Raw genomic sequence first — 19,733 nt, 5'->3', positions numbered from 1 at the left:
GGGCGGCAACACCCTCCGTCCGCAGGCCTGTGCGGCATCGGGATGGCGGCAAAGCCCCGGGCGCCGAATCCGCGGCCCCCCCCTCCCTACCCTCCCCCGCGAGGGGGGAGGGTTTTCGTCGGTGGTTTAACGTCCCTGACGGAGAGAATGATCGACGTTTCAGGATGGTACCGACATCCCCAAAGTCTCGGCGCGAACCCTCCCCCCTCGCGGGGGAGGGTAGGGAGGGGGGGCCACGCGGCACCACGCCTCCGAAGTTGCGGCACGGCGGATCATCGATGGGGAGGATTGGCATGTCCAAAGACACCATCCGGGCCGGCGCGAGGTCGGGCGCCGGCCAAGCCGGCCAGTCGCTGGCCCGCCGTCTCCGTCTCGCTGTCGCCGGGGCGGTCCTGCTCGCCCTCCCGGCGCCGGCCTTCGCCGCCGATGCCGACGATGCGGTGAAGGCGTGGCTCGACGCGCTCGCCAGCAACGACGCGGCGGCGGTGACCGCCGTGCTGGCGCCGGAGTTCCAGGTGCAGCGCTCGGACAACCGCGGTTTCACGCGCGAGGAGTACCTCGCCGGCGGCCGGACGCGGCAGGTGAAGGCGCCGGTGGCGCGCGATCTGATCGCGACCGAGGCCGACGGCGTGCTGGTCGTGCGCTACGTCATGGAGGTCGAGCAGATCGCCGATGGCAAGACGATCGTCGGGGCGGCGCCGCGGCTCACCGTGTTCCGCAAGGTCGACGGCCGCTGGCTCGTCGTGGCGCACGCCGCCTATCCGGCGGCGCGCTGAACCTTCACAACGGACGTGCCGTCGACGGTGCGGTGGCGCCAGTCGTATTCCATGTAGGCGGCTGTCTCGGCCGCCTGCTCGACGCCGTGCAATTCGGCCACCAGGTGGAGCGCCGCGTCGATGCCGGCGGAGATGCCGGCCGACAGCACGATGTGGCCGTTGTCGACGACGCGGGCGGTGTCGAGCACCGTCGTCGCCGGCGCATGCTCGCGCAGTTCGTGCAGCGCGCCGCGGTGGGTGGTGGCCGAGAGCCCGTCGAGAAGGCCGGCGCGGCCGAGGATCAGCGCGCCCGTGCAGACCGAAAGCACGCGCTCGGCGCTTTCGGCGTGAGCCCGGACGAAGGCGAGCGTCGCCGCGTCGTGCATCTCGCGTCGGGTGCCGTAGCCGCCGGGAACGACGAGGATCTCGGCCTCCGGCGCTTCAGCAAAGTCGAAATTGGGGTTGATGCTGAGGCCGTTGCGGGCGAGCACCGGGCGCCTCTCGCGCGCCACCGTGAAGACCTCGAACAGGCCGGCGCCGCTGCGCTGGCCGGTGACGGCGAAGACCTCGAAGGGTCCGGCGAAGTCCATCACCTCGACGTCATCGAACAGCAGCGCCGCCACCCGTCTCGCCATCTCGTCCTCCCGTCGCGCCCGCCGGCGGGCGGGGCGTCATTCCGAGGAGTGTAGCGGATCGGTGCCGCGGGGTGGGAGGGGCGGGGCCGTGGCCGCCGTTAGAGCAGCCCGCGCAGGGCCGCGAGCGGGGCGCGGTCGGCGTCGCGGCGGATCGGGAAGGCGCCGAGGAACCAGTCGAGCACGACGTCGCGGGTGGCCGGCGCCTCGCCCTCCCAGACCGCCGCCACCGCCTCCCTCAGCGCCGCCAGCGCGGCAGCCGCTTCGTCACGCCGTCCGAGGGCCAGCAGCGCGGCGGCGCGCCAGCCGGGGGTGTCGAGGATGACGTCGTTCGACCGCTCGGCCGAGCGCAGCGCCGGCTCGAACTCGCCGGCGAGCACCTGCACGGCAGCCATGTGCGACCACTGGTAGTCGAGGAACATCGGCGTCAGCGCCGTGGCGCGGGCGACGAGGCGGCGCGCCTCGTCGCCGTTGCCCATGAAGGCGAGGCCGAGGGCGGCGGAGACGAGGGTCGACGGGCTGTTCGGGTTGAGCTCGGCGGAGAGCTCGTAGTGCACCTCCGACTGGTCGAAGCGCTGCGCCATCGCGGCCGCCCAGCCGACGACGAGGTGGTTGCGGGCATCGAGCGGGTCGGCGGCGACGGCGCGCTGGGCGAGCTCCAGCGCCCGCCGGGTGCCGGCCGTGTCGAGCCGGGCGCCCGGGCGGACGAGGTGGCGGGAGGTGTAGACGCTGGCGAGGCTGGCGTAAGCGGGGGCGAAGTTCGGGTCCTGGGCGATAGCGTGCTCGAAGAGGCGCGTCGCCTCGTCGTCGGCCTCGGCCGTCCAGCGCGTCAGAAGGTGCTCGCCGCGCAGCCAGGCGTCGTAGCCGTCGAGGGCACCGGCACGCTGCTGCAGGGCGCGGGCGAGGCGGTCCTGGGACAGGTAGATCTGCAGCGAGGCGGCGATCTTGCCGACGAGGCGCTTCTGCGTCTCCGTCCAGCCGGCGAGCGACAGGGCGAAGGCCTGGCTCCAGATGACGCGGCGGGCGGCGGGCTCGGCCAGCGTCACGAACACCTCGACGTCGGCCTCCCCGCCGGCCGAGACGGCGGTGAGCAGGTAGTCGAAGCTGGAGGTGTCGGTGTCGTCGGCCGTCTCGACGATGGCGAAGGCGCGGAACTTCGACAGGTTGGCGATGAGGTCGGCGCGGAAGCCGGAGACGGCGGCGCCGAGGTCGTCGCGGTGCGGCCGGAACGGCCCGACGGCGACGCGCGGCGCGCCGGTGCGGCGCAGCGGCGGCTCCGGCTCGGGCGGCGCGGCGGGGGCGGCACTCGCAGGGGGCCGGAGCAGCGCCGCCGTGGCGGGGCTCGGGGCGAGGCGGTAGCGCTTGCGCAGCACCTTGCGCAGCGTCTCGTAGACCTCGATCGCGGCCGAGACGTTGCCGAGCGCCATGTGGTGGCGGATCAGCGCCTGGGCGGCGCCCTCGTGGCTCGGCTCGAGCAGGAGGAGCGCCGACGCCGCCTGGCGCACGACGGGCTCGGCCGGGGCGAAGCGGTCGAGCATCTGTTCGAGCGCCGCGCTCACCTTCGAGCGCTGGCTGTGGCGGGCGACCTCCAGCCAGGCGGCGAACAGCGGGCTTGCCGTCTCGAGCCCGCGCAGGATGGCGCGCGGCCAGTCGGCGCGATCGAGCAGCAGGCTGTCGATCTTGCCCTTGTCGAGGTTGTCGAGGACCTGCGCGAAGTCGATGTCGGTGCGGGTGGGGTCGAGGCCGATCATGCCGCCGCGGCGGACGACGCAGGCGGCGTTGCCGGGGGCGGTGGCGCGGTCGACCAGCGCGGCGCAGCCGGCGAGCGCCTTGCGCGCCTCGGCGAGCGGCCGGTCCGGCCAGATCAGGGCGGCGACGCGGTCCTGGGATTCCTGGCGGCGGCCGGCGAGCGCGAGATAGCCGATCAGCGCCTGCGCCTTGCGCGAGCGCAGCATCACCGGGTCGCCGCGCTCGGTCGACAGCGCCAGCCCGTCGACGACGGCCACCGCGAGATGGGCCGCGGTGCGGGGGACGGCGCCCTCCTCCGGCACGAAGACGTGGTAGATCGATACCGGCTCCGGCATGTTCTTCAGGGCGGCGCGGCCGCCGAAGCGGAAGCCGTAGCCGGAGTTGCTGCGGGCCGCCTGGTAGACCTCCTCGGTGACGCAGACGCCGCCGGGCTCGGCCTGGGATTCGATGCGGGCGGCGAGATTGACGGCGTGGCCGAAGACGTCGCCGCCGCGCAGGCGCACCTCGCCCATGTGCAGGCCGATGCGGAAGCGGCCGGAGACGGTGCCGGCGCCGGCCTCGCGCATCCGCTCCTGGATGGTCATGGCGTAGTCGACGGCGGAGAGCGCGCTGTCGAACAGGATCAGAACGCCGTCGCCGGTGTTCTTGACGAAGACGCCGCCATAGTCCGGGCAGAGCTCCTGGAAGACGGCGAAGCAGCGGGTGACGAAGTTGATCGTCGTCAGCTCGTCGGCCGCGGTCAGGCGGCTGAACTGCTGCAGATCGGCAAAGAGGATCGCCCGGAGCTTGGTACGTTCCATGGTCCGCTGATAGGCTGGGCCAGACTGTCGATGGCGTTGGCCAAGTGTCTGCACTTTCGGCGAAATTTGCAAGCAACGAGGCCGCGACAGGTGGGGCGTCCGGAGACAACGCAGGCGCGAGCGACGTGGCCATGACGACCGCGCGACGGCCCGGCTGGACGGGCCTGTTCGAGGTCGTCGACCTGCCGGACACCGGCGGGCCCGTGCGGTGTGCGGTGGCGCTGCCGGGCGAGAGGCTGCGGGCGCTGCCGGGGTTTCCGGTGGCTGCCACGCCGGAGGCGGGGCGGCTCGCCAGCGGGCGTGGCCTGACGGTGGCGGCGGCCCGGCGGAGCGCGCTGGGCGAGGCGGCGGAACTCGTCAGCGCCTGCGCCTGGGGCGACGAGGCGGTGGTGACGGCGACGATGGCTGCGATCGGTCCGGCGGCACTCGCGCCGGCGGCGCTCACCGGCTTCACGGCGCGCCAACTCGCCGCGCGCGAGGCGTGGAACGCGCGCCACGCCGGTTTCGACTGGCAGCCGCCGCCGTTCGACGAGAGCCGGGCAATCGGCTGGATTGAGGTCACCGACGCCTTCGGCGGGCCGCCGGCCTTTGCGCCGGCGGACGCCGTGCTGATCGGCCGGCGAGAGGCGGGCGACGCGGACGCGGTGGCGATCGGCGACAGCAGCGGCTGCGCGGCGGGTGAGACGGTGGAGGCTGCGACGCTCGCGGCGGTGCTGGAGCTCATCGAGCGCGACGCCACCGGGCGGTGGTGGTACGGCGGCCGGCGGCGGTCGCCGGTCACGCCGGAAGCGGCAGAGCTGCCGGCGGCGCTCGCGCGGTTCCTCACGGAGCGGGCGCGGCGGACGGTGCTCTTCGACATCACCACGGATATCGGCATTCCGGTCGTCGTGGCGGTGTCGGCGGAGGCGGACGGGGCCGACGTGGCGCTCGGCTTCGCCGCCCGGCTCGACGCGTCGGCGGCCGCGTGCGCGGCGGCGACCGAGATGCTGCAGATGGAGGTGGCGCTCGAGGCCGCCCGTGAGCTCGGCCGGGACGCGGCGGACTGGTGGACGTGGCGGCGGCGGGTGGCGATGGCGCTACCGCCGCTCGACGCCGCCAATCGACTGCCGGCGGCAAGGCTCGCGGGCGGCCGCCGCGACGGGGGGCGGTCGCACGACGGGCTCGGAGCCGTGCTGGAAGCCCTCGACCGCGCAGCGATCCCGCTGTGGACGGTGGACCTGACGCGGCCGGCGATCGGCGTGCCGGTGGTGCGGGCGCTGTCGACGGCGCTCTGTCATGCGAAGCCGCGCTTCGCCCGTCGGCGGCTCGGCAGCGCCGATCCACGCGACGTCGAGCGCGTCGCGGTGGGGCGCGAGCGGCGGGTGCCGCTCTTGGTGTGAGCGCCCGCAGCCGACGCCGGACGGCGGCTGCGGCTCGCCATGCCGTGACCGGCGACGGCGGACAACGTCGTTTCCGCTACACGCAAGCCGTGCGATAGTGCGGCCGTTCTCTCGGTGCTCGGCGGTTTCTGGCGCGCCCGGCACCCGCGGCACCGGCGCCTGCGGTGCACCCCCTCGGGGACGAAGCACGATGGCCGCTCGTCATGGTGGAGGACTGCGCGTCGTCGCCGAGCCCGCCACGGGCGGGGACGGGCGTGCGTTCTCCGTCCATGGCGACTGGGGGCGGCTCGAGCGCGGCGCGGCGACGTTCGACGCCACGGCCGGCGTGGTCCGCATCGCTGACCCGGACGCCGGCGGCGAGGTCCGCGGCATCCGCGCCGTACCGTTCGAGCGGCTGTTTCCCGAGACGGACGCGGAGCGGCTGCCGGACCTCGACGCCCTGCGCCGCCTTGGCGACGCGCTCACCTTCCGCGAGCACGACGACGCCCACGACCGCGAGACCGACATCCCGGCCGCCTACACTTATTTCGGCCAGTTCGTCTTCCACGACATCACCCACTGGAAGCCGCCCGTCGGCGATGGGCCGGCGGCGGGGCTGCGCGGTGCGGCGCTCGACCTCGACAGCGTGCTCGGCTTCGAGCCGTCGGACACCGCCCACGGCAACCCAAACCTGACGACGCCGCTGCCACTCGGCTCGACGACGCGCGACCTCTCCGGCTGCAGCTTCGCCGCGGACCTGCCGCGCTCGCCCTGCGGCGCGCCGCTGATCGCCGATGGCCGCAACGACGACAACCTGGCGCTCGCGCAGGTGCACGTGGCGATGACCGCCTTCGCCAACGCCGTGGTCGCCGCCGTCGGACCGCGTGGCGGGGCCGCGGCGCTCGCCGCCACGCATGTGCAGGCGGTGGTCCTCGGCGACTACCTGCCACGCATCCTCGACCCGGACGTCCATCGTGACGTGATGGAGAACGGTCGGGCGATCGTCTGGCCTGACGGTGCATCGGACGCGCCGTTCCTGGTGCCGCTCGAGTTCGTCGCCGCCTGCGGCCGCTTCGGCCACGCGATGGTGAAGTACCGCTACGACTGGAATACCCACCATCCGGGCGCCGGCGCGCCGGCCTTCTGGGAGAGCACCTATTCGAGCACCGCCTATCCCATGCGGATGCTCGACTGGAGCTGGGTGACCGACTGGGCGCGGCTCCTGCCGGCCGAGGACGAGGCGGCCGCCCGTGGCGAGCCGCGCTTCCCGCTGCGGGCGGCGGCGCTGTCGAGCCGGCTCGCCGACCCGCTGAAGCGGATGCCGGAGGCGGCGCTGCCGCCCGGCGGACCGGGCCAGGCGCCCCTGTCGGCGAACCTCGCCACCCGCTCGCTGGAGCGCGCGCAGTCGCTGCGGCTTGCGAGCGGGCAGGCGGCGGTGCGGCGGATGAACGAACGGCTCGTCGCGTCGGGGCGACCGACGGTGCCGCTGTTGTCGCGCGACGACATCCTCGCCGGCGAAGACGATGAAGCCCGCGCCCTGCTCCTCGCCGAGGGGCCGGGCGGCGTTCGGCTCTGCGACGAGACGCCGATGTGGCTCTATGTGCTGAAGGAGGCGGAGGCGCAGCAGGGCGGCCGCCGCCTCGGCGCCTTCGGCAGCCGCATCGTCGGCGAGACCCTGCACGCGGCGATCGCCGCGGCGTCGCCGTCGATGCTGGCCGGTGATGAGGGGCGGCCGGGGTTGTCCTGGCGCCCCGATCCGCGGCTGCGGCCATCGCGCCCGGACCACTACGGCCTGCGCGACCTCGTCGCGTTCGCCGGCCTGCTCGAACCGCTGCCGACGGTGGCGGCGGAGGTGTGAGCGAGACTGCCAAGCTCGAGTTTGTGACCGGAGGAGGGGACGACGATGTCGGTTTTCAGGATCTTCAAGGGCGGCAACGACTATGACGCCGAGTACAAGGGAACGGCCATCGCCGGCGAGGTGTTCGGCGAGCTGTGGGGCAAGAAGAAGCCCAATGGCAAGTACACGATCAAGCCTGGACAGATCTATGAGGAGCTGATCTACACGGTCATCACCGACAAGGGCTGTGCCGTCGAGTACAACAAGGACGGGCAGAACTATCCGGTGAAGGCGGTGAAGGCGGGCGGCAAGAAGATCTTGTACTACGAGATGAACGGCGAGGAGCTGCCGATCGACCTGAAGGTCGTGCAGGACGATGACGACGACGACGTGATCTACATGGTTGTGCCGTACAAGCGCGACGTGACGGCCGACGCGGCCTATCTGGCGGACGCGGTGAACGCCATGAAGGCGGGCACGAACGAGAAGCGGAACAAGCAGTTCCTGTTCGGCATGCTGCTCCTGAAGCGCTGCCGCTGAGGCGACGGAACGGTCGGCGGCGGCTCAGTCGATGATGTGGTAGCCGCCGTCGACATAGATCACCTGGCCGGTGATGAGGCGCGCGGCGTCGAGCGCAAGGAAGGCGGTGGCGGCGCCGACGTCGTCGATGCCGACGAGTTCGCGCGCCGGCGCCTTCACCTTGGCCTTGGCGAGCAGCTCGTCGAACTCGGGGATGCCGGAGGCGGCGCGGGTGGCGAGGGGCCCGGGCGAGATGGCATGGACGCGGATGCCCTTCGGGCCGAGCTCGGCCGCCATGTAGCGAACGGCGCTTTCCAGCGCCGCCTTGGCGACGCCCATGATGTTGTAGTTCTCCACCACCATCTGCGAGCCGTAGTAGGTCATGGTGAAGAGGGTGCCGCCGCTCTTCATCAAGGGCTCGGCCAGATGGCCCATGCGGATGAACGACCAGCAGGAGACGTCCATCGTCTTCAGGAACCCGTCGCGCGGCACGTCGGTGACGCGGCCGCCGAGCGCGTCCTTCGGCGAGAAGGCGATCGAGTGGACGACGAAGTCGAGCGCGCCCCACTCCTCGGTGATCCGCGCGAACACCGCCTCCATCTCGCCGGGCACCGAGACGTCGAGGGGCAGGAAGATCGATGCCTCGAGCTCCTTCGCCAGCGGCTCGACGTGCGGCTTCGCCTTGTCGTTGAGATAGGTGATGGCGAGATCGGCGCCGAGCGCGCGGAAGGCGCGGGCGCAGCCCCAGGCGATCGAGCGGTCGTTGGCGATGCCGACGATCAGGCCCTTGCGGCCCTCCAGCAGCTTCAGTTTGACGTCGGGCAGGGCCATCGCGGCGGTCTCCAGGAAATCAGGCGACGGGATCAGGCGACGGGATCGCCGATGAGCGCCAGCGTGTGGCGGGCGATCATCAGCTCCTCGTCGGTTGGCACGACCATGAGCGCGACGCGGCTTCCCGCCGTCGAAATCACCAGTTCGCCGGCCTCGTTCGCCGCGGGGTCGAGCTCGGCGCCGAGCCAGGCGAGACGCTCGGCGATGCGGGCGCGGATGACGGGCGAATGCTCGCCGATGCCGGCGGTGAAGACGAAGGCGTCGAGGCCGCCCAGCGCGGCGGCGAGCTGGCCGGCCGACAGCGCGGCGCGGTGGACGAAGTGGTCGATGGCGAAGGCGGCGCGGGGGTCGTCGCTGTCGACGAGGTCACGCATGTCGTTGGAGAGGCCCGACAGGCCCTTCAGGCCCGAGCCGCGGTAGAGCAGGTCAGTGACGGCGCCGACGCTCATGCCCTTCTGGTCGAGGAGGTAGAGCACGACGCCCGGATCGAGCTGGCCAGGGCGCGTGCCCATCGGCAGGCCGTCGAGCGCCGTGAAGCCCATCGTGCTCTCGATGCTGCGGCCGCCCGCAAGCGCGCACATCGAGGCGCCGCTGCCGAGATGGGCGACGACGACGCGGCCGGCGGCGATGTCGGGCGCCACCGCGCGAAGACGCTCGGCGATGTACTCGTAGGAGAGGCCGTGGAAGCCGTAGCGGCGCACGCCCTCGTCATAGAGCTTGCGCGGGATGGCGTAGCAATCGGTGTGGGCGGCGTGGCCGCGGTGGAAGGCGGTGTCGAAGCAGGCGACCTGCGGCAGGTCCGGCGCGATCTCCATGGCGAGGCGGATCGGCGCGAGGTTGTTCGGCTGGTGCAGCGGCGCGAGGTCCTGGTAGTGCGAGAGCTTGTCGAGCACGGCGGGGTCGATCAGCACGGCGTCGGTGAAGTCCGGCCCGCCGTGGACGACGCGGTGGCCGATGGCGGCGAGCGTGAAGCCGCCGAGCGAGCGCAGGAAGGCCTGCACGGCGTCGATGGCGGCCGGCAGGTCGGCGACCTCGGCAGCGTCATAGGCGCGGTCGACGAGGCTCTCGCCGTCGCCGTCCGATGCCTTCAGGCGCGGGCGCCCGCCGACGCCGTCCATCTGGCCGCGCACCCGCCGCTCGAGGCCGCCCTCGACGATGGCGAAGACCTGGAACTTCAGGCTCGACGAGCCGGCGTTGATCACGAGGATGGATCGCACGGGCGGCTCCGGAAGCGAGGGGGCAGGGCTCAGACCGCCGGCACCGCCGCCGCCCGCCGCAGCGCCTTCGCATAGAGCGAGGCGACGGCGCAGGAGGCGAGGCGGGTGCGCAGGCTATCGGCGCGCGAGGTCAGCACGATCGGCACGCGGGCGCCGACGACGATCCCGGCGGCGTCGGCATGGGCGAGGAAGGTGAGGTTCTTCGCCAGCATGTTGCCGGCCTCGAGGTCGGGCACGACGAGGATCTGCGCCTGGCCCGCGACCGGCGAGACGATGCCCTTGATGCGGGCGGCCTCGGGGTCGATGGCGTTGTCGAAGGCGAGCGGCCCCTCGACGAGGCCGCCGGTGATCTGGCCGCGATCGGCCATCTTGCAGAGGGCCGCGGCCTCGATCGTCGAGGGGATCTTGGTCGTCACCGTCTCCACCGCCGAGAGGATCGCCACGCGCGGCACGCCGAGGCCGATGCCGGCCCACAGGTCGATGGCGTTCTGGACGATGTCGCGCTTGTCGTCGAGGGTGGGGAAGATGTTGATCGCCGCGTCGGTGATGAACAGCGTCTCGGCGTGGCCGGGCACGTCCATGATGAAGACGTGGCTGATGCGGCGCGCTGTGCGCAGGCCGGTCGCCGCGGCGGCGACCTCGCGCATCAGTTCGTCCGTATGCAGGCTGCCCTTCATCAGGAGCTCGCCCTTGCCCTCACGGATCAGCGCTACCGCCTGCGCCGCGGACGCGTGGCTGTGCGGCGCGTCGACCAGAGTGCAGCCTTCGAGCGACAAGCCGTGCTGGTCCGCGACCGCGCGGATCTTCGCCAGCGGGCCGACGAGGACGGGCACGATCAGTCCCATCGACATCGCCTCGACGGCGCCGCGGAGCGAGCTCTCGTCGCAGGGATGGGCGACGATGGTAATAGCGGGATCGCCGCCTGAGGCACTGGCGATCAGCCGGTCGTATTTCGACGGGGCTTCCGGGGGCATGGGCACGTCGGCCAAGGCGAACTCCTGTCTGGCGCCGGTGACGACGCTGGCGGGATCGATCACGACGCCTTCCGGGCGGGACGGTCGGTGGCCGCGACCAGCCGCACCGGCTCGGAGCCGAGACCGAACAGCCTCGCCATCTCGGCGAGGCGCGCCGCCGGGGCGGCGGTGAGCGGGCCCGTCGCTTCGACGACCTCGGTGAGCGCGGCAAACGCCGCACGCCGCTCGCCCATGTCCGCCGGAAGCATCTCGGGAATGGCGGCGAGCGCCGCCGCCTCGTCGAGGACGATGAGGAAGAACTGGGTCCGCACGAGGGCCTTGAAGGTGTCGATCGGCAGCGGCGCCGTGGCGCCCGTCTGCTCGTAGCGGCGGCGGATGGCGGCGAAGCCGAGCTCGCTCGCCGTGCCGCGCGCCATGCCGACATAGATGAGGGCGCGGATCATCGCCTCCCGCACGCCGCCGGTCGTCATCTTGGCGCTGAGCTCGGCGACGCGGCGCTCGACCAGCGCCTGGTGCGCGAGGCTGCGGGCCGCGCGCCGCGGCCGCGCCGCCTGCGGGTCGATGCCGACGGCGGCCTGCAGGACGGGATTGCCATAGACGGCGCGGAAGGTCTCCTCCGACAGCCGCTCGCACGTCTCCCGCCATGCGTCGAGGCCGTCGACGATCTGGTCGGAGATCTGCTGCTGCAGCTTGAGGAAAGGGTTGTCGGGGTCGACCGGCCGCCGATCCCGGCGCACCCGCTCGGCGGTCGGGCGCAGCCAGGCGAGGAAGGGGTTGGCGGCGCCGAAGGCCTCGTAGGAGAGGCGCAGCGGGTGCAGCTTGCGCATCGCCGCCGCCATCGGCGGCGTCACCATCGCCTTGATCAGGGGCTGCGCGAAGGCACGGTAGAGCGACAGGTTGATCTCGGAAACGCGGGCGGCGGTGGCGAAGCGACGCTCGTCGGCGGCGTCGTTGCCGCCCATGGCGCGGATGTCGTCCAGGCTGCGCGCCTCGCAGCGCATCACCCAGTCGCCGGTGGCGAGATCGGCTTCGCCGGCGGCCACCGCGCGCGGCTCGAACGTCGCCTCGTAGAGGCCGGGCGGCAGCACGTCGATCATGTCGATGTTGGAGGCGAACTCGCCGTGCTCCTTCCGCGCCACGCCCGCCGAGACGAAGATGCCGAGGTGGCCGATGCTCTCGTGCACGGTGTAGACGATCGTCTGGCCCCAGGTGCGGATGTCCTCGACGCTGTCATAGAGGTCGAGGATCCAGTCGAGCGCCTGCTGGGGCGGCGTGATGTTGTCGCCCTTCGAGCAGAACACGACGATCGGCGAGCGGATGTTGCGCAGGTCGACGGCGATGCCGTCGGTGGTGCGGATCTCGCCGCTCGCGAGCTTGTTGCCGACGAACAGCTCGTCGACGATGAACTGCATCTCCTCGGCGTTGAGGGTGACGTGGCCGCCCCACCAGCGCTCGAAGCCGAGATAGCGCTCCGCCTCGGTGTCGACCTTGGAATAGAGGTTGTACTGCTTCGACCAGAGGGTGTTCGCCGGGTTCTGGTTCTCGAAGTTCTGCACCAGCCACGCGCCGTCGAAGATGCCGGCGCCGAGATCGCCGGTGAGCGCCGTCAGCCAGCTGCCGCCGAGGAGCCCGCCCGAATAGCGCATCGGATTGGCGCCGGTGACGCCCGCCCAGTAGGAGAGCGGCGAGCCGGCGAGGATGATCGGGCCGAACAGCTCCGGCCGGAGCGCTGCGAGGATCGCCACCGCCCAGCCCGCCTGGCAGTTGCCGATGACGCAGGGTTTTTCGCGCGCCTGCGGGTGGCGGGCGATGACGGTTTCCAGGAAGACGGCCTCGGCGCGCGCGATGTCCTCGATCGTCTGGCCGGGCATCGGATCGGGCAGGAAGCCGATGAAATAGCAGGAGTGGCCGGCCTTGAGCGCCACGCCGATCTCGCTGTCGGCCTTGAAGCCACCGATGCCCGGGCCGTGGCCGGCGCGGGGGTCGACGACGACGAACGGACGGCGGGCCGGGTCAATTGTGACGCCGTCGGGCGGGACGATGCGCACGAGGCCGTAGTTCACCGGTCGCGGCAGCGTACGGCCGTCGCAGACGAGCTCGGCGGCATAGTCGAGGACATGCGGCGCCGTCTGCGCCATGTGCGCGCGATATTGCTCGGAGCGCTTGCGCATGACGTCGAGGAACAGCACCGAGCGCTGCGCCGCGTCGGCGAGATAGTCGGAGGCCTGCGCCAGACTTTGCAGTGGGCTCGGCGGCGCGGCGGCCGGGCGTTTCGGGTCAGCTGCGTCGGGCATCGTTCGTGTCTCCCGCAAGCGGAGTGGGCCGCACGGTCATGCTGCACCACAGCATGACGCCTGCAGGGCGGCGTTGACCGAGATCAAGCCACCTGGATCAAGCCATCTTGATCAAGCCACCCGGATCAAGCCGCCTGGACAAGCCGCCTGGCGAGCGTTGGCGCGGAGCCGTGACGGCCGCGTGATGGCGGCGATCACGCGTCAGTGAGCGTTGCCCTGTGGAAGGCGGTCAGCGCGTCCTGCAGGTCGTCGAACAGCATGGTCGGGCCGATGCGCTCGACGAAGCCCGTTCGCTCGAGCAGCGCCCGCGCCTCGGCGTGGAGTTCGACGATGCCGAGGGAGATGCCGCGCGCCTCGAGCCGGCCGGCGAAGTCGTCGAGGGCGGCGGCGCCGGTGGAATCGATCTGGACGATCGCGCTCGCGTCGAGCACGAACCAGCGCGCGTCCGGCCCGAGCCCGTCGGCGATCGTGCCGAGGCGACCCACGACATAGTCGGCGTTGTAGAAGAGCAGCGTCCCCTCGACGAGGCAGAGGGTGAGCCCCGGCACCGGCCGCGCCTCCGGCACGCGGTGCAGCTTGTAGAAGCCGTCACGGCCTTCGACGCGGCCGAGCAGGGCGTCACGCGGGTACATGCTCTTGACGAGCAGGTAGACGAGCGTCGCCACGACGGCGACGACGACGCCGTTCAGCACGCCGAAGCTGACGGCGCCGGCAAAGGCGATCATGGCGAAGGCGAACTCGATCCGGCTCACCCGCCACAGCCGCTTCAGGCTCGAAACGTCGATCATGCCGAGGGCGGCGGAGACGAGGATCGCCCCCAGCGCCGGGATCGGCAGCAGCGCGAGCGGCTCGCCGAGGAACAGCAGCGTCACGACCAGGGCGGCGGCCGAGGCGAGGCCGGAGACCTGCGATGAGCCACCGACGGCGATGTTGATGGCGGTGCGCGAGTCCGAGGACGTCACCGGAAAGCCGCCGGCAAAGCCCGCCGCGAGGTTGGCGCCGCCGAAGCCGATCAGTTCCGCGTTCGGGTCGACGCGGTCGCCGCTGCGGTCGCCAAACGAGCGGGCGGTGACGATGCCGGAGCCGAAGGCGACGAGGAAGACCGCCCCGGCCCCGAGCAGCAGCGGGCCGAGCGGCATCCCGTCAAGGGAGGGCAAGGCGAGCGCCGGCAGCCCGGTCGGCACTTCGCCGACTACGGCGATGCCCATGCCGCGGAAGTCGAAGAGCCAGGACAGCAGCACCGACAGGGCGACGACGACGATCGGCCCTGGCACCGGCGAGCGTCGGAGCAGCTGCAGCAGCCCGAACAGGGCGGCGGCGAGCGCCACCGTCGGCCAGTGGATCGTCTCCACCTCGCGCAGGAGCTCGGCCGGCGGGGCGAAGAGGCCGCCCGCCGCGATCGAGGCGCCGGTGACGCGGCCGATCTGGCCGATCAGGATCGACAGCGAGATGCCGGCGAAGAAGCCGATCAGGATCGGTCGCGACAGGAAGGTCGCGAGCACGCCGAGGCGCAGGAGGCGGGCGACGAGGCACAGCACGCCGACGATGAGCGCGATCGCCGCCGCGGCGTCGGTGCGGCCGGCGGTGGCGCTCTCCGGAATGGCGGCGACGACGGTCGCCAGCACGCCGGCGAGCATCGTCATCGTCGCCGCGTCGGGGCCGATGCAGAGCCGCCGCGAGGCGCCGAACAGCGCATAGCCGAGCGCCGCGGCGATGCTCGCATAAAGGCCTGTCTCGGCCGGCAGGCCGGCGATGGCGGGATAGGCGATCGCCGAGGGCAGGCCGACGGCGGCGACGGCGAGCCCCGCCGAGACGTCGCGGCCGAGCAGTGCGGGCCGGAAGGCGGCGAGACCGGGCGGGATCAGGCGCCACACGCCACCCGCCGGGGGCGGGGAAGCGTGGTCGGCGGGAGTGGACACGGTCGGCACGCCTCTTCGGTTGCGGGCGCCGCGGCAGTCGCCTGTCGCGGCCGCGTCAGTGGCCGCCGAGAACCAGCGTCTGCACCGGCAGCAGCAGCGCCTGCAGGCGCAGGATCATCGCGTGGACGAGGCCGACGGTGTCGATGACGTGCAGGTAGAACCACTCGAGCGTGCCGATATCGGGGGCGGCGAGCCGGTCGTGGTTGTTCGTGTAGGCGTTGGCGATGCAGTTGCTGCCGGGCGGGATGCCGTCGAGGCCGCCGGGATAGAGCGGCTCCATGAAGGCGGTCAGCGTGCCGGGGCGGGCGAGGTTCTGCACGTCGATGAGCTGGTCGGTCGGTCGCAACTGGCCGGAGGCGATGACGTCCTGCACCTCCGTCACCACCATCGGAATGATGACGAAGGGCTTGGCGATGCAGGTCACCTCGCCGATCATCCCGGGCTTCAGCACCTGCGCCTCGATCTGGCCGAAGCCCGCAACCAGCGCCACCTTGCCGGCTTCCGCCGGCACCAGGATGCCAGCCGGCCGCAGCATCGGGTTGACGACGTCGCCCGGCCGCAAGGCGAACTGCTGCACGGTGCCGTCGATGCCGGCGGTGACGAGGGTCTTGGCGAGCTCGACGTCCGCCTCCCGCAGCGCCGCCTCGGCGCTCGCCTTCTGGGCTGGCAACAGCGTGGCGATGCGGATCTCGACGGTGCGCTTCGCCGCCATCGCCGCATCGATGCCCGCCAGGCGACCGTCGGCGACGTTCTGCAGCCGCTCGATCTCGCGTGCGGAGACGGTGTTGGAGCCGCGGTTCATCAGCTCCTGCTTGGTCTCGAGCTCGTCGAGGGCCTGCTGGTAGGCGCTGCGGGCCTGCTGGATGGCGGCGTCGGCGCCGGCGAGCTCGGACTGTGCCACTGTCGTCTCGGCGTCGAGCTCGGCGACCCGCCGGTTGGCGGTGTCGAGGTCGGCGCGCTGCTCGCTGTCGTCGAGCCGGAACAGTGGCTGGCCGGCGACCACCCGGTCATTGGTGGTGACGTAGACCTCGGCGACGCGGCCGCCCATCTCCGGCAGGATCGTCACCGTGCGGAAGATCGAGGTGACGTTCGTCGTCGACGGGTGGAAGTAGAAGATCAGCGTGATCAGCGACAAGGTGAGGATCACGCAGGCGGTGATGCCCCAGCGCAGCTCGAACCACATCGAGTAGAGGTTGATCTCCCGGCCGACCCGCTTGCCCTGCACGTAGCGGCGATAGAGGAAATCGGGGAGGATCGTCAGCATCGAGCAGATGAGGAACTCAAGCATCGCTCAGCCCTTCGCCATGGGGGCATCGGCGACGACGGGCGTCGCGGCGTGCGGCTCCACCGCCGGCGGCGCAGGGCCGGCTCCGACCGGCGGCGCGCGTCCGGCGAGCTTCTCCAGCGAGTCCGCCATCGAATAGAGCGGCCGGGCGAAGTCCGGGAACGGCACAAGCGCGATCAAAAGCGCGGCCACCCAGAAGACGTGGTTGTGGGTGAACAGCGCGAGCAGGCCGAGGACGCCGACGAGCTGGAGCTGCACCTTGCTGGCACCGTGCGCCAGCTGCTCCGGCAGCGAGTGCAGGCGGAGATAGAAGGTGCCGAACAGGAACAGGACGACGATCAGGAACACCGTCATCACGGTGAACAGAGTGTCCGATCCGTCCGGCCCCGGCAGGAAAAAAGGCAGGTGTTCGATCGCAGCAGGATGCACGTCGTCCGCCATCGCGGCCCCCGGTCTCGTTGATCGCATCCGGCCTGCCGCCACAGGCCACGCCCGACTGCGGACCTGGCTCGCCTGTTGGCGCTCGTGCGCGGATGCCACGCGCGTCGTTCCACCGCGGAACCTAGTTGCCGCGGGCACCGACCGGCTTGCGCCAGATCAAGTAGCAGCGCCCGGCAGCGGCGTGTTCGGCGGCGGTCCCTCGGCTGCGTCGCCCGCGGGAATCGCGGGGCGCGACGCAGCGCCCCGAGGCTACGCCATCGCGCTTCGTCGGCGGAGCGTCGATGGTGCTGGATGACGAAGGCGTGATCGAACGGGCGACCGTCGTCCCGCGGTGACGAAAGGCGTCGGCCGGAGCGGCAGCGAGCGGGGCGGCCAACGCGCAGCGCGCCGCAATCACGGCGACGGGGAGGAACCAACGTGCGAGTTCTCCTATTGTGGGATGCGGCGTGACGCTGGGGGCCGCGAAGGCGGCGCGCACATGGTGACCTCGACTGAAGGCCGTCCGTCGGAAGTTTCGCCGCGAAGCGCCGCCTCACCGACGCTTGCGCCGATCGCTACCCCGTCGATGGGTGGCACGAAGCTCCTCGGCATCGTCGCGGTGGTGGCGGCGCTCTATTTCGGCCGCGACGTCCTGCTTCCGCTGGCGGTGGCTGTGCTTTTGACGTTCGCGCTCGCGCCGGTGGTGGCGTGGCTGCGCAAGGTGCACGTGCCGCGGATCGCCGCCGTGATCACGGTGGTCGTGGCGGCGTTCGCCGCCATCATCCTGTTCGGCGCGGTCGTCGCCGGCCAGCTGAGCAGTCTCGCCCAGAACCTCCCCCTCTATCAGTACAACATCGAGACGAAGGTTCAGACCATCCGCGACGCCAACATCGGCGAGAGCGTCTTCGACCGCGTCTCCGTGCTGCTGGAGCGGCTCGGCCGCGAGATCGAGGCGGACGACGACGACGGCCGGCCGGGGACCGTCTCGACCGACAGGGACACGGTGCAGCCGCTGCCGGTCCGTGTCATCGAACCGTCGGCGCAGCCGCTGCAGGTGCTGCAGTCCCTCGTCGGCCCGCTGATCGAGCCCCTCGCCACCGGCGGCATCATCGTCGTCGTGGTGATCTTCATGCTGTTGAAGCGGGAGGATCTGCGCGACCGCTTCATCCGCCTCGTCGGCGCCGGCGACCTGCATCGCACCACGGCGGCCATCCAGGACGCCGGCCGGCGCGTCGGCCAGTACCTGCTGATGCAGCTGGTGGTGAACGTCACCTATGCGATCCCGGTCGGCATCGGGCTGTGGCTGATCGGCGTGCCGAACGCGCTGCTCTGGGCGCTGCTCGCCCTCGTTCTGCGCTTCGTCCCCTATATCGGCCCGGTCATCGCGACGATCTTCCCGCTCGCCCTGGCGCTGGCGGTCGACCCGGGCTGGACGATGCTGCTGTGGACCGCGGCGCTGTTCATCGTCCTCGAGCTCATCAGCAACAATGTCGTCGAGCCGTGGCTCTACGGTTCGCGGACGGGGCTCTCGGCGCTGGCGATCATCGTCTCGGCGATCTTCTGGACGTGGCTCTGGGGGCCGCTCGGGCTGCTGCTGTCGACGCCGCTGACGGTCTGCCTCGTCGTGCTCGGACGGCACGTCCCGCAGTTCGAATTCCTCGACGTACTGCTCGGCAACGAACCGGTGCTCGAACCGCACCAGCAGCTCTACCAGCGGCTGCTCGCCGGCGATCCGGACGAGGCGACGGACCGGGCGGAGGTTTTCCTGGCGGACCAGTCCCTCGCCGCCTTCTATGCGACGGTCGCCATTCCGGCCTTGGCGCTGGGGGAAGCCGACCGGTCCCGCGGCGTGCTCACCGACGAGCGCCGGCAGCGCGTCGCCGAATGCGCCGCGGACCTCGTCGACAATCTCGAGGACTACGCCGTCGTCGGGCCGGCCGAGGGCGCGGCCCCGACTGCGGCCAACGGGGAGGCTCCCGACACCGCGGCAGCTCCGGCCGCCGCCGACCTCTCCCGGCCTCTCCGGGGCGAGGGCAGGACGGTGCTGTGTGCCGGCGGCCGCGGCGAGCTCGACGATGCCGCAGCCCTCATGCTGGGCCAGGTGCTGGCGTGCGAGGGCGCGAGCGTACGGAGCGTCGGCCATCGCGCCCTCGTCAGCGCGCGCCTCGGCGGCCTCGATCTCGATGGCGTCGACTGTGTCGTGATCGGTTTCCTCAATGCCTCCTCCGAGATGCACGCGCGCTACATGGTGCGCCGCCTCAAGCGGGTGCGCCGGTCGCTGCGCGTCGGCGTGGTGTTCTGGGCGAGCGCCGGCGATGCCATAGAGGACGTCAAGCAGAGCGCCGCGATCGGCTGCGACTTCGTCGCCCACACGATGGCCGATGCGGTCGGTGGCGCGCTCACGGGCGAGCCCGCCGTGTCCGGGGCGCCGGCGCCCGCCGTCTCGTCCACGCCGGCCCCGCTGCCGGCCGCCGCCGGCTGAGGGTTGGTCAGACGAGCCCCTGGGTGGCGAGCACCACCACCACGTAGCGCCCGATCTTCGCCACTGCGACGAGGAGAAGGAAGACCGGCAGGGGCTCCCGCAGCACCCCGGCGATCACGGTGAGCGGATCGCCGATGATCGGCACCCACGCCAGGAGCAGCGACCACTTGCCGAAGCGGCGGTACCATCGCTCCGCCCGCACGAGGTGCCGCTCGCTGACCGGGAACCAGGGGCGATCGCGGAAGCGGCCGATGAACCGGCCGAGGACCCAGTTCACCACGGAGCCGAGGACGTTGCCGACGCTCGCGACGGTGATCGCCGTGAGGGCCGGGTAGCCGGCCGCCACCGTCATCGCCAGCGCCGCCTCCGATTGGGCCGGCAGCAGCGTCGCCGCCAGGAAGGCGGCGGCGAACAGCCCCGCATAGACGGACAGGTCGATCATCGCGATCCGGCCGGAAGCGCGATCCCGACGGCGCAGGCAGCCCGACGGCACCTGCGGCGATCTAATGCAATGTCGGGTATGTCCTTCGGGGAACTGGTGGAGCCGAGGTCCACCACACTAAGGTTCACAGACGCTCCTGCACATCCGAGCTGAGCATAAAAAAGCCAGAAAAACTGGGAAAGCTGATCGCTCCTTGTCCGCTGGCGTCCACCCATGCTT

15 protein-coding genes are annotated in these 19,733 nt (G+C 71.7%); 5 read left to right on the top strand and 10 right to left on the bottom strand.

Annotated elements, in window-relative coordinates; genetic code table 11:
• Nucleotides 1-293 precede the first annotated feature (293 nt).
• A complete protein-coding gene (locus RUR49_RS02045) occupies nucleotides 294-776 on the top strand; it encodes a nuclear transport factor 2 family protein (RefSeq protein WP_409144668.1) in 483 nt (160 codons plus the stop codon).
• Here RUR49_RS02045 and RUR49_RS02040 read toward each other — a convergent pair.
• Together RUR49_RS02040 and RUR49_RS02035 are read right to left on the bottom strand one after the other, a co-directional pair.
• A complete protein-coding gene (locus tag RUR49_RS02040; RefSeq protein ID WP_409144667.1) occupies nucleotides 758-1,390 on the bottom strand; it encodes a DJ-1/PfpI family protein in 633 nt (210 codons plus the stop codon). The two genes, RUR49_RS02045 and RUR49_RS02040, sit on opposite strands and share 19 nt — an antisense overlap.
• Nucleotides 1,391-1,488: 98 nt before the next feature.
• Nucleotides 1,489-3,936, bottom strand: a complete 2,448-nt coding sequence (locus RUR49_RS02035; protein ID WP_409144666.1) for an adenylate/guanylate cyclase domain-containing protein — start codon at nucleotides 3,934-3,936, stop codon at nucleotides 1,489-1,491.
• Nucleotides 3,937-4,067: 131 nt separating this feature from the next.
• Between RUR49_RS02035 and RUR49_RS02030 the strand changes: the two genes are divergently transcribed.
• The 3 genes from RUR49_RS02030 (at nucleotide 4,068) to RUR49_RS02020 (ending at nucleotide 7,671) form a co-directional block, all read left to right on the top strand.
• On the top strand, nucleotides 4,068-5,315 hold the full coding sequence (locus tag RUR49_RS02030; RefSeq protein ID WP_409144665.1) for a YcaO-like family protein: 1,248 nt from the start codon (nucleotides 4,068-4,070) through the stop codon (nucleotides 5,313-5,315).
• A 190-nt stretch (nucleotides 5,316-5,505) separates the two neighbouring features.
• On the top strand, nucleotides 5,506-7,152 hold the full coding sequence (locus tag RUR49_RS02025) for a hypothetical protein (RefSeq protein ID WP_409144664.1): 1,647 nt from the start codon (nucleotides 5,506-5,508) through the stop codon (nucleotides 7,150-7,152).
• Between the two features lie 45 nt (nucleotides 7,153-7,197).
• A complete protein-coding gene (locus tag RUR49_RS02020; RefSeq protein WP_409144663.1) occupies nucleotides 7,198-7,671 on the top strand; it encodes a hypothetical protein in 474 nt (157 codons plus the stop codon).
• Between the two features lie 24 nt (nucleotides 7,672-7,695).
• Here RUR49_RS02020 and fabI read toward each other — a convergent pair whose 3' ends face one another.
• From fabI to RUR49_RS01985, 7 genes are all read right to left on the bottom strand, one after another.
• Entirely contained in the window at nucleotides 7,696-8,481 is a 786-nt protein-coding gene (gene fabI, locus RUR49_RS02015) for an enoyl-ACP reductase FabI (RefSeq protein ID WP_409144662.1), read from the bottom strand.
• Between the two features lie 32 nt (nucleotides 8,482-8,513).
• Nucleotides 8,514-9,698 carry an acetate/propionate family kinase gene (locus RUR49_RS02010; RefSeq protein ID WP_409144661.1) on the bottom strand — a complete coding sequence of 395 codons (1,185 nt, stop codon included), beginning with the start codon at nucleotides 9,696-9,698 and terminating at the stop codon, nucleotides 8,514-8,516.
• Between the two features lie 29 nt (nucleotides 9,699-9,727).
• On the bottom strand, nucleotides 9,728-10,735 hold the full coding sequence (locus tag RUR49_RS02005) for a phosphate acetyltransferase (protein ID WP_409144660.1): 1,008 nt from the start codon (nucleotides 10,733-10,735) through the stop codon (nucleotides 9,728-9,730).
• The gene (locus RUR49_RS02000; RefSeq protein ID WP_409144659.1) at nucleotides 10,732-12,966 is read right to left on the bottom strand and encodes a DUF3141 domain-containing protein; all 2,235 of its coding nucleotides are present in this window, start codon (nucleotides 12,964-12,966) and stop codon (nucleotides 10,732-10,734) included. Before RUR49_RS02000 ends, RUR49_RS02005 begins: the two co-directional genes overlap by 4 nt.
• A gap of 194 nt (nucleotides 12,967-13,160) precedes the next feature.
• On the bottom strand, nucleotides 13,161-14,840 hold the full coding sequence (locus RUR49_RS01995; protein ID WP_409144658.1) for a SulP family inorganic anion transporter: 1,680 nt from the start codon (nucleotides 14,838-14,840) through the stop codon (nucleotides 13,161-13,163).
• 100 nt (nucleotides 14,841-14,940) lie between these two features.
• Complete coding sequence (locus tag RUR49_RS01990) at nucleotides 14,941-16,173, bottom strand: HlyD family secretion protein (protein WP_409144657.1); 1,233 nt, start codon at nucleotides 16,171-16,173, stop codon at nucleotides 14,941-14,943.
• Nucleotides 16,174-16,176: 3 nt separating this feature from the next.
• A complete protein-coding gene (locus RUR49_RS01985) occupies nucleotides 16,177-16,611 on the bottom strand; it encodes a hypothetical protein (protein WP_409144656.1) in 435 nt (144 codons plus the stop codon).
• A gap of 565 nt (nucleotides 16,612-17,176) precedes the next feature.
• Between RUR49_RS01985 and RUR49_RS01980 the strand changes: the two genes are divergently transcribed.
• Nucleotides 17,177-19,072, top strand: coding sequence for an AI-2E family transporter (locus tag RUR49_RS01980; protein WP_409144655.1), 1,896 nt, complete (start codon nucleotides 17,177-17,179; stop codon nucleotides 19,070-19,072).
• Between the two features lie 7 nt (nucleotides 19,073-19,079).
• Here the strand turns inward: RUR49_RS01980 and RUR49_RS01975 are convergent, their stop codons facing one another.
• Nucleotides 19,080-19,514, bottom strand: coding sequence for a YqaA family protein (locus RUR49_RS01975; protein ID WP_409144654.1), 435 nt, complete (start codon nucleotides 19,512-19,514; stop codon nucleotides 19,080-19,082).
• Between the last annotated feature and the right edge of the window lie 219 nt (nucleotides 19,515-19,733).

It is taken from the genome of Pseudoxanthobacter sp. M-2, from assembly GCF_046156265.1.
In the GTDB taxonomy this organism is placed as follows: Bacteria; Pseudomonadota; Alphaproteobacteria; order Rhizobiales; family Segnochrobactraceae; genus CAMDHY01.
This window is presented reverse-complemented; position numbering and strand designations above follow the sequence as displayed.

Coding starts and splice junctions, on each gene's coding strand:
- RUR49_RS02025 (WP_409144664.1), top strand. CDS start 5,506: ATGGCCGCTCGTCATGGTGGAGGACTGCGCGTCGTCGCCGAGCCCGCC.
- RUR49_RS01985 (WP_409144656.1), bottom strand. CDS start 16,611: ATGGCGGACGACGTGCATCCTGCTGCGATCGAACACCTGCCTTTTTTC.
- RUR49_RS01975 (WP_409144654.1), bottom strand. CDS start 19,514: ATGATCGACCTGTCCGTCTATGCGGGGCTGTTCGCCGCCGCCTTCCTG.
- RUR49_RS02040 (WP_409144667.1), bottom strand. CDS start 1,390: ATGGCGAGACGGGTGGCGGCGCTGCTGTTCGATGACGTCGAGGTGATG.
- RUR49_RS02000 (WP_409144659.1), bottom strand. CDS start 12,966: ATGCCCGACGCAGCTGACCCGAAACGCCCGGCCGCCGCGCCGCCGAGC.
- RUR49_RS01990 (WP_409144657.1), bottom strand. CDS start 16,173: ATGCTTGAGTTCCTCATCTGCTCGATGCTGACGATCCTCCCCGATTTC.
- RUR49_RS01980 (WP_409144655.1), top strand. CDS start 17,177: ATGGGTGGCACGAAGCTCCTCGGCATCGTCGCGGTGGTGGCGGCGCTC.
- RUR49_RS02035 (WP_409144666.1), bottom strand. CDS start 3,936: ATGGAACGTACCAAGCTCCGGGCGATCCTCTTTGCCGATCTGCAGCAG.
- RUR49_RS02020 (WP_409144663.1), top strand. CDS start 7,198: ATGTCGGTTTTCAGGATCTTCAAGGGCGGCAACGACTATGACGCCGAG.
- fabI (WP_409144662.1), bottom strand. CDS start 8,481: ATGGCCCTGCCCGACGTCAAACTGAAGCTGCTGGAGGGCCGCAAGGGC.
- RUR49_RS02045 (WP_409144668.1), top strand. CDS start 294: ATGTCCAAAGACACCATCCGGGCCGGCGCGAGGTCGGGCGCCGGCCAA.
- RUR49_RS02030 (WP_409144665.1), top strand. CDS start 4,068: ATGACGACCGCGCGACGGCCCGGCTGGACGGGCCTGTTCGAGGTCGTC.